The sequence below is a fragment of the Halanaerobium salsuginis genome, assembly GCF_900114545.1.
GTDB classification, from domain to species: domain Bacteria; phylum Bacillota; class Halanaerobiia; order Halanaerobiales; family Halanaerobiaceae; genus Halanaerobium; species Halanaerobium salsuginis.
Map to the genome: position 1 here is coordinate 1 of NZ_FOTI01000065.1, position 9,491 is coordinate 9,491.

General features: G+C 27.6%; 13 protein-coding genes and 2 pseudogenes. 2 read left to right on the forward strand and 13 right to left on the reverse strand.

Annotated elements, in window-relative coordinates:
• Positions 1–302, forward strand: a 302-nt coding sequence (locus tag BMZ74_RS13595; RefSeq protein ID WP_143070187.1) for an ATP-binding protein, incomplete at its 5' end; no start/stop codon positions are given.
• A 49-nt stretch (positions 303–351) separates the two neighbouring features.
• On the opposite strand, the pseudogene BMZ74_RS14825 reads toward BMZ74_RS13595, so the two are convergent.
• From BMZ74_RS14825 to BMZ74_RS14865, 13 genes and pseudogenes are all read right to left on the reverse strand, one after another.
• Positions 352–668: pseudogene (locus BMZ74_RS14825) on the reverse strand (sugar phosphate nucleotidyltransferase); the annotation flags it as partial.
• Positions 669–700: 32 nt separating this feature from the next.
• The gene (locus tag BMZ74_RS13605; protein ID WP_089862757.1) at positions 701–1,450 is read right to left on the reverse strand and encodes a glycosyltransferase family 2 protein; all 750 of its coding nucleotides are present in this window, start codon (positions 1,448–1,450) and stop codon (positions 701–703) included.
• 16 nt (positions 1,451–1,466) lie between these two features.
• A complete protein-coding gene (locus BMZ74_RS13610; RefSeq protein WP_089862758.1) occupies positions 1,467–2,708 on the reverse strand; it encodes a hypothetical protein in 1,242 nt (413 codons plus the stop codon).
• A 55-nt stretch (positions 2,709–2,763) separates the two neighbouring features.
• Positions 2,764–3,603: a hypothetical protein gene (locus BMZ74_RS13615; RefSeq protein ID WP_089862759.1), complete on the reverse strand. Its 840-nt coding sequence runs from the start codon at positions 3,601–3,603 to the stop codon at positions 2,764–2,766.
• 40 nt (positions 3,604–3,643) lie between these two features.
• Positions 3,644–4,630 carry a dTDP-glucose 4,6-dehydratase gene (gene rfbB / locus BMZ74_RS13620; RefSeq protein WP_089862760.1) on the reverse strand — a complete coding sequence of 329 codons (987 nt, stop codon included), beginning with the start codon at positions 4,628–4,630 and terminating at the stop codon, positions 3,644–3,646.
• A gap of 12 nt (positions 4,631–4,642) precedes the next feature.
• Entirely contained in the window at positions 4,643–5,200 is a 558-nt protein-coding gene (rfbC, locus tag BMZ74_RS13625) for a dTDP-4-dehydrorhamnose 3,5-epimerase (protein WP_089862761.1), read from the reverse strand.
• A gap of 17 nt (positions 5,201–5,217) precedes the next feature.
• Entirely contained in the window at positions 5,218–6,099 is an 882-nt protein-coding gene (rfbA, locus tag BMZ74_RS13630) for a glucose-1-phosphate thymidylyltransferase RfbA (RefSeq protein WP_089862762.1), read from the reverse strand.
• Positions 6,100–6,103: 4 nt separating this feature from the next.
• Positions 6,104–6,943, reverse strand: a complete 840-nt coding sequence (rfbD, locus tag BMZ74_RS13635) for a dTDP-4-dehydrorhamnose reductase (RefSeq protein ID WP_089862763.1) — start codon at positions 6,941–6,943, stop codon at positions 6,104–6,106.
• A 27-nt stretch (positions 6,944–6,970) separates the two neighbouring features.
• Positions 6,971–7,831, reverse strand: a complete 861-nt coding sequence (locus BMZ74_RS13640) for a glycosyltransferase (RefSeq protein WP_089862764.1) — start codon at positions 7,829–7,831, stop codon at positions 6,971–6,973.
• A gap of 434 nt (positions 7,832–8,265) precedes the next feature.
• The gene (locus BMZ74_RS14855) at positions 8,266–8,376 is read right to left on the reverse strand and encodes a transposase (RefSeq protein ID WP_089862767.1); all 111 of its coding nucleotides are present in this window, start codon (positions 8,374–8,376) and stop codon (positions 8,266–8,268) included.
• Positions 8,369–8,515: pseudogene (locus tag BMZ74_RS14860) on the reverse strand (hypothetical protein); the annotation flags it as partial. The pseudogene BMZ74_RS14860 and the gene BMZ74_RS14855, both read right to left, overlap by 8 nt.
• A gap of 95 nt (positions 8,516–8,610) precedes the next feature.
• Entirely contained in the window at positions 8,611–8,859 is a 249-nt protein-coding gene (locus BMZ74_RS14790) for a transposase (RefSeq protein WP_177181459.1), read from the reverse strand.
• 23 nt (positions 8,860–8,882) lie between these two features.
• Positions 8,883–9,194: an EpsG family protein gene (locus tag BMZ74_RS14865; RefSeq protein ID WP_425432344.1), complete on the reverse strand. Its 312-nt coding sequence runs from the start codon at positions 9,192–9,194 to the stop codon at positions 8,883–8,885.
• An 89-nt stretch (positions 9,195–9,283) separates the two neighbouring features.
• Here BMZ74_RS14865 and BMZ74_RS13655 point away from each other — a divergent pair.
• Positions 9,284–9,491: transposase family protein (locus tag BMZ74_RS13655; RefSeq protein ID WP_089862766.1), on the forward strand; the 208-nt coding region annotated here is incomplete at its 3' end.

Here is a 9,491-nt window from a genome sequence, read left to right on the forward strand (position 1 = left end):
CTTCTAAAACTAAACTCAATAGAGTTTTAAAATGTGATCTTTTAATTATTGATGACATCATGTTTATGGCAATGGAAAAGCAGGAATCCAACCTCTTTTTCCAGCTGATAAACAAACTGTATGGTCAGACTTCAATTATTATTACCTCAAATAAAGGACCTTCAGATTGGGGTGAACTAATAGGCGATCAGGCAATTACAGCTGCGATATTAGATCGCATAGTTCACAAGTGCGAAATCATCAATTTAGATGGTGATAGCTACAGATTGACTCACAGAGAAACCATTTTTGGAAAATCTTAGGTGTAAAATCTTAATGAGCGAAAAGTGTAAAATATTATTTGACATTCACACCAGGATATTTATCTTCAATTACTACTGAAGATAAACCTATACAGGCAGCTGTATTTCTCTTCATTGGTTCTACTATTATATTTTCTTCTGGTATACCATCCAGCTGTTTTTTAATTGCTTTTTGATAGGCTTCATTAGTTGCAATAAAAACCTGTTCTAAGGGAACAAGTTCATTTATTCTTTCTACAGTTTCCTGCAGCATTGTTTTTTGGTTGTCATTAAGCTTTAAAAACTGTTTGAAATGGTCTGGTCTTTTCTACTTAAAGGCCAGAATCTGGTTCCTTCTCCTCCAGCCATGATTAGTGCTGTTATCATTTGAAATAAACTCCAGATTATCATTGAACATACTATTTTTTCTTTAATAATTTAAGGATTATCGTGTACAAAATATTATATAAAGACCTCAATATTGATAAATTTTCAATATCCCTATATAGTTTCCAGTTATATTTTAATAAATCAATTTTATTTGACGATACTGAATTATTTCTAACTCTATAATATGCCAAATTTTCATTTAATCCATGACCATCGACCTGTTTTAATATTTTAAGCCAAAGACCATAATCCTGCCGTTTTCTAATTTCTGGCATACAAATTTTCCCTAACTTATTTGTATCATACATAGCTGTCAAACAACCAATATAATTAGTATGCAAAGCTTTTTCATAATTTAATTCTGAAGGCGATTTGACTATTCCATTAACTAATTCGCCAGATTCAGTCATTTTTTGATAATTAGTATATGTAAAAGCATAATCATTTTCTTGCATAAATTGAATCTGTTTCTCTAACTTCTCTGGTTGCCATAAGTCATCGCTATCTAAAAAAGAAATATATCTTCCTTTAGCCACTTTTATAGCTGTATTTCTCGCAACAGCAGCTCCGCTATTTTTTTTTAATTGGACTAATTTAATCCTATTGTCATTTTCTTTATATTTCTTTACAATATTAACTCCATTATCTGTTGAACAGTCATCAACAATTATCATTTCCCAATTAGAATAACTTTGAACTAATACTGATTCTATTGTTTCAGATATAAACTCTTCTGAATTATATAATGGAGTTATTATTGAAACTAAATCATTTTGCATTTTATTCCCCTATTTCCTAATCTTGTTTATATTTTATAGTACAAAGTGATCTTTTCCCTAAATGTGCTGAATCAAAACAAATTTGTGTACCTTTTCTGTCCCATCTCGGATGTAAATCACATCTAATTTGTTCTTTATAATTTAAAGGAGACTTTAATTTTGCAATTATTTCTTTTCGATTTTTATTTAAATCAAAAACACTTAATTCTTGAATCCTAAATCTATCTGGATATGTATCTGTAACAATTAAATCATTCTTTTTGCAATATTGGGGATGACCATCACTTGAGTAAATATCATTATTTATATATTCATATTCATTGCTTTTATCTTGAAATATATAATAACCATCTCCATTTTTTTTAGTATTAGCATAGGCAAAAACTCTATTATTATCAATCCAGGTGAAATGCGATACCATATCATTAGTAGGAAAAATAAACAATTTCTTTTTATTAATATTATAAGAAATTAATCTTGTCTTCAATCTTTCTCCACTTCTATACCATCTGTGTAAAAATAAAAATTTATTATCATTAGGAGAAAAAAGACAGTGAGTAAAAAAATGATAAGCATTTTCCATATTTTCACTAGTTTCTAAATCAAAAATATCTTTTACAGAAAATAGAAATTCATAATCATTATTTTTGATATCTATTAATTTAAGACCGGATTCTCGTGGAATATTTTCATCTCTAAAAGAATCATTCTCAAAAGGATAACCATAACCAAACATTCCAACGTTCAATCTCTCAAAACTGTATCCCAAAGCATACTTTCCATCACTTGATGTAGCACCGATTGGTGATTCTAACTCTTTTATCTGATTACCATTTGTATCAATTATTCTCGCAATATTTTTTTTCCCATTCCAGTCATTATATATGATATTTTCACTTTTATCTAGCCACTGCAACATCGAACCCTGTTGCCAGTTCCATGATTTAGAAGTTTCTAAATTCTTAAATTCAGTATAATTATCACCATAGAAATAACCAATCTCAACTAGATCTCCTTTTTTAACAATCCTATTTTCTATTAAGGGTTTGTGAGCTAATAATTTATTATTAGCTTTTGACCAGGGAATTTTATCATGAAATCCATAGAAATAACCTTCCCGTTCTATAATATCATAATTACTTTCTTTATTTTTTTTAGGCACAAAAGATAATATACGCTGATATATATCCCTGATAAAATTTTTAACTTCTGGATTTTTTTTAACTAGATTATAAATTGTTTTTTCAAGTTCATTCACAAAACCACCACTTAATTTAAATTTCTAATACAATTATCTGTTGACAATCCAATAATTAATTATGAACATCAAAATCATCGTAGAATTCTTTACGTATATATTTTAAAGATTCTACATAAAAATCTGCTCTTTTTTTATAATTTAAAAATCCAGTTGTTTGTTTTTCATTATGAAAAATTTCAACTTCACTATTATAATAACATTTTTTATCATATGTTCTTAAAAGTTCTGAAATATAATTTTCTTCACTATATAAAAATGCATCAAATGATTTATCTTTAATAATATCAATAAGCTCTTTCCTCAAAGCAAAAAAACAACCCTGTACTGCATAACAATATTGACTTTTGGATTTATCTTTTTTTGTCAATTTAGATTTGTATTTTCCTAACTTTAAATAAATAAGAGATAGCAATGGGTGTTTATGAATAAATATTGTTTTATTAATTTTAGATATTGGTATGCGGTTCTCATATTTAGGATTATCATATGTTTTATTATTCATATTATACACAGAAGGAGCAATACACCATGTTTCATTAGAGTAATCATAGGAAAAAAATTCATTGAAAAAATCTTTATTTTCAATTATTAAATCTGTATTACTTATTAAAATCCAATCTAAATTATAATTGTTTTTTTTAATAAATTTTTTATAACCAAATAAACAACCATTAAGATATCCAAGATTTCCTCCAGCATCATAGATATTAATTTTTAAATTAATATCATTTAATTTTTGATTAAAATCAAACTTAGAAATTGCTCCCATTTTATTTATAACAATAACCAATATAATTTTATCAGAAATACTTTGATTTTCTAGAGATTTTGCATATTTAATAACCTCTTCTTCATTCGCATAATTTATAACTAAATTTAAAATATGTTTCATAAAATCCACCTTTATATGTCATAATTAAAAATTAAATGCTTTACAATTTATTATCTTCAATATTACCATACCATTCTTTATTGTCAAGATACCATTTAATTGTCTTTTTAATACCTTCATCAAATAAAATAGTAGGTTCCCACCCAAGTTCATTACTTATTTTAGTAGGGTCAATAGCATATCTTAAATCATGCCCAGCTCTATCTTCAACAAAAGTAATTAAAGACTCAGGTTTATCAAGTTCATCTAAAATAGTTTTAACTACTTCTAGGTTACTTCTTTCATTATGACCGCCTATATTATAAACTTCGCCATCCTGACCTTCATGTAGAATTAAATCAATAGCTCTGCAGTGGTCTTCAACATATAACCAATCTCTAACATTTTCCCCTTTACCATAAACAGGAAGTTTTTCTTCTGCTAAAGCCTTAGAAATCATTAAAGGAATTAACTTCTCAGGAAACTGATAAGGTCCATAGTTATTAGAACATCTTGAAATAGTCACTGGAAGCCCAAAGGTTCTATTATAGGCTTCTACTAACAAATCAGCTGAAGCTTTTGAAGCTGAATAAGGCGAAGAAGTTGTAATTGATGTATCTTCGGTAAACATTAATTCGGGTTTATCTAATGGTAAATCACCGTAAACTTCATCTGTCGATACTTGATGAAATCTTTCAATTCCATATTCCCTACAGGCGTCCATTAAAACCTGAGTTCCCATAATATTGGTTTCTAAAAATACTCCTGGGTCTTCTATAGAACGATCAACATGAGACTCAGCAGCAAAGTTAACAACCATATCAAAGTTTTCTTCTTCAAAAAGATCAAAAACAAATTCTCTATCTCTAATATCGCCTTTTACAAATCTAAAATTATCATTTTCCATTACAGGTTCTAAAGTTTCTAAATTCCCTGCATAAGTTAAAGCATCAAGGCAGACAATTCTATACTCAGGATGCTGATCAAGCATATAAAATATAAAATTACTTCCGATAAAACCAGCTCCACCAGTTACTAAAATATTCATAATATCCTCCCGTTAAAATTTAAATTTAGTTTCTACTAAACTATTTAACTCTTTATCTTTCTCAGATAAGAGTATTTTATCAATATCTTCTAAAGGCCAGTTTATATTTATGTCCCTATCATCCCAAATTATTCCACCTTCATCTTCAGGATGATAAAAATCTGTACATTTATAAGAAAAAGTAGCTGTATCAGATAAAACAAGAAAACCATGAGCAAATCCTTCTGGGACATAAAATTGCTTTTTATTTTCACCTGAAAGAGTTACTCCCTGCCACTGACCATATGTTTCTGAATCAGTTCTTAGATCAACTCCAACATCAAAGACTTTTCCATTTAAAACTCTAACCAATTTGCCCTGTGGATGTTCTTTTTGAAAATGAAGTCCTCTAAGAACCCCTTTTTTTGATTTAGACTGATTATCCTGTACAAAATCCATTGTTAAACCAGCCTGATTAAATTCTTCTTTGTTATATGTTTCCATAAAATAACCTCTGTCATCACCAAAAATAGAGGTCTCAATAATATACATATCTTCAATGTCCGTTTTAATAAAATTAAATTTAGACAAATGATCACCCCATTATTTTATCTATCACTTTTAGCAATGTTTTTTAAGTATTGACCATAATCTGTTTTTAGTAATGGTTCAGCGAGTTTCAATAATTGTTCCTCATCAATATAATCTAATCTATAAGCTATCTCTTCAATACAGGCAATATATAAACCCTGTCTGCTTTGAATAGCTTCTACAAAGTTATTAGCTTCCAGTAGACCCTTATGTGTTCCAGTATCTAACCAGGCCATACCTCGACCAAATAATTCTACTTTCAGCTCATTTCTTCTTAAATATTCATTATTTACTGCAGTTATTTCCAATTCTCCACGATCAGAAGGTTCAATATTCTTAGCAATATCAACTACATTATTATCATAAAAATATAAACCAGGAACTGCATATTTTGATTTTGGGTTTTTCGGTTTTTCTTCTAAAGAAACAACATTTTTATCATCATCAAATTCCACAACACCAAATTGTTTCGGATTGTTTACATAATACCCAAAAACTGTTGCTCCATTCTCTTCTTCAACTCTATTGACAGCAGTCTTTAAAATATGAGTAAAATTCTGTCCATAAAATATATTGTCACCAAGAATTAAAGCAACATCATCATCACCAATGAATTCTTCTCCGACTAAAAAAGCATCTGCTAAACCACGTGGCTCATCCTGTACTTTATATGCAAAATTTAATCCAATCTCATTTCCGTCCCCTAAAAGGTCTTTATATAAATCAATATGTTCTGGTGTTGAAATAATTAAAATTTCTGTAATGCCGGAAAGCATTAATACTGATAATGGATAATAAATCATTGGCTTATCATAAATAGGTAATAATTGTTTTGAAACTGATTTAGTAATAGGATATAGTCTTGTCCCTGCTCCTCCAGCTAATATAATACCTTTCACTTTATCACTCCATTTCTAAATATTCTTCTAAAGATTCTTCCCAGTATCTAAAATTATTTTTATCAATTAATTTAAGCATATAATTATCTAATACAGAATATTTTGGTCTTTCTGCAGCTCTTTTAAATTCATCTGAACTTACCGGACTAACTTTTATATCAATATTTTTAATCTCAAATATTTTTTTAGCAAAATCATACCAGCTACACTGTCCTTCACATGTGGCATGATATAAACCATAATGTTCCGTTTCCATTAAATCGATTATGGTTTTTGCTAAGTCAACTGTACTTGTCGGTGATCCAATTTGATCATTAACTACATTTAATTCTTCATTTTCTTCAGCTAATCTTAACATTGTTCTAACAAAATTATTCCCATCTCCATATAACCAGGCAGTTCTAAATATAAAAAATTTTGAAGAAAACTGTTCAACATATTTTTCACCTAATAGCTTGCTCTTCCCATAAACAGTTTGTGGGGAAGAATGTTCATATTCTTTATACGGTTTCTCTCCTTGACCATTAAATATATAATCTGTAGAAACATGCACTAATTTTGCTCCAATTTTTTCTGCAGCTATAGCTAAATTTTTAGCTCCCAATGCATTAACTTTAAAAGCAGTTTCTTTATTATTCTCACAGCCATCAACATCTGTATAAGCTGCACAATTAATTATTATATCAAGTTTTTCATTAGTAATCTTTTCAATCACTAAGTCTAATTCAGTTATATCAAATTTAGGTAAATCCAATGTGATATATTCAAAGTTCTTATCTTTGAGCTGTTTTTGTAATTCTAAACCAAGTTGCCCACTTGAACCAACTAATAAAATAGCTCCCACTTAAATCCCCTTTCTATTATTAACTTATTAATTATCTATTTTCCCAAAATTATTATTTAAATAATCTATAATGCCTAGAAAAATATATTTTATTTTTTTAAATTTATCTTTTTCAAAAAATAAAATTTGAAAAAAACTTAAAATAATCATAACAAACTTTTTAAAGCAAAACACTGGGAACTCTTCTTTGTATTTATTAATAACATAAAGAGTGTTGCGTGTAATATAATATCTTCTTAAATAATTATGATTAGTAATTAATAATTTTTTATTTAAAATATCTATACTTTTACTTATATCTCCCAATTCATGATTTAAAACAGATGAATTAATTTTTATAACCTTATAACCAAACTTGTTTAATCTCAGACAATATTCATGATCAACTGAATCAATAAAAAGCTTCTCTATAAAATCCCCAGCTAATTTATAAATGTTTAAATTGAGCAAATTACCAGAAGTCATAGTTGTTAATACTGTTTCAATTTTTTTAGATGCCATATTATTCCTATTAATTTTATGATGTGGAGTTATAATTCCAATTTTTGAAGTATCATTATTTTTAATGTAACTTATCATATTTTTTAAACTATCACCAGTAAAATAACTATCTTGATCCATAGTTAGTAACCATTGATAATTACTCTTTAATGCTTTTTTTGCAGCCAAGTTTAATGGAAAAGCAATACCTTTATTTGAAGATTCATTTATGTATTTTAAATTTTCAAATTGACTGAGTTTATAATAGATCGATTTATTTATATTTTTTGAATTATCAACTACATAAATAATATCTACATAATTTGAAAATGATTTAATATTTTGTATTACTTCTTTTTTAGGATTATAAAGAATAATCACACAAGCAATCCCATTTGAATTAACCATTTAAATTACACACCTTTTTTCAAAAAATTAATAATGCTAAAATAAAAAGAATTTTTGATATTTATTTGTTAAATTTCAATTTATTAAAATTAATCAAATCGAAATTAAAATATTTTTTAGACTCTTTAATATCTATTTCTGGAATTTATTCAAAACATTTTTACTATATTTTTTAATTTTATAATTGATTTATTAAAATAATAAAATTTAGTACTAGAAATTCTGATTTTTAAATAATCCAAAAGAATGAACTGACTTAATGAACTCATTTTAGCTTTCATTGATGGCTTTTCAATATTAATATTTTAATCAATCGGTTCTTTAACAAATGTTGTGAAATCTAAATAGCATCCATTGAATCATGTTGGCTCTTTAATTTTTTGAATTGCTCTTAAATACTTAGTAATGATAAATATACTCAGCGTTTTAAGTTTTCAACTTTGGGAACGCTGTAGCCAATTGCCAATTCTTTTGGTTAATTTAATTTTGTTGTTTAATCCTTCAGCAAATCCGTTAGTTATTCTAGTTTTAAAATAGTTAATAATGTGTTTGTTCCCAGCGTTTTACTGTTCCTTTAGCTCTATAGAAAAGATTTAATTTGGACTGACTGACATTTTCATACCAGTGATTTAAAGCTTGAATAGATTCTTTAACATCAGGTATCTGGAGTAAGTCTCTAAATTCTTCTTTTAGCTCCTATGCTTTTTCTAAAACAGGAGATAGTTTAAAGATCTCTATCAGCCGCTGGTGTCCGTCATCATCAAGTTTTTCACCAGCCATTAAAAGAGTGAGCCTTGTTTGTAGAATTTCTTTCTATTGGCAGCAGTCTGCTTCTTCTGCTCCTTGATTCTAAGCTTATCCAGGGCTTTATTGATAGCTGTGACAAGATGGAATTTATCAACCACTATCTTGGCATTAGGAAAGACAGTTTCTGCTACAGCTTTATAGGGACTCCACATATCCATTGAGAAGTATTTGATCTTTTCTCTAAGCTTTGGATTTTCAACCCTTTTTTCTTCATATTTCACAATCCTTAAATTTAATAATATTTTTAAAACAAAACAGTTCTATAAGGAATAATACGCCATGGCTCCACTCCGCCATCATATAACATTTTCCAAAAAACTAAAAAATATGCCGATAAAATTATTACCGTTATTAAGTATTTACTTTTCTTCAAATGGAAAATGAAATTGGGTATTAATATTATTGAAAATAATTCAAAATATAATGACATTCTTGAAAAAACAAGATAGTTTAACGTATTTATAAGAATTATAAAATAATATAAATAACCATTTATAAAAAATTTATTTATTCTATCTGGTTGTATAATTAATGTTGTGAAGAAAAAACTGTAAATCTAAAAATATCTAAATAAAAAAGGCATTTGCCTGGCTCCGTTGAATTAAATAGTTACAACACCAAAAATTCAATAAAGGAGTCAAGCAAATGCATAATAATCTTATCACAGATTTAATGGATTTACCAGACCTAGTTGCAACAGATTTAATTAAAACGGAGGAATATTTAGTTTTTGTAGCTGACTATAAAATAGATCATGTTAAATGTCCTGTCTGCGGCAAAAAAGCAGAAAAGATTCATGATAGAAAAACTCAAATGATTCAGGATACTTCTCTTCGAGATAAAAAAACAGTTA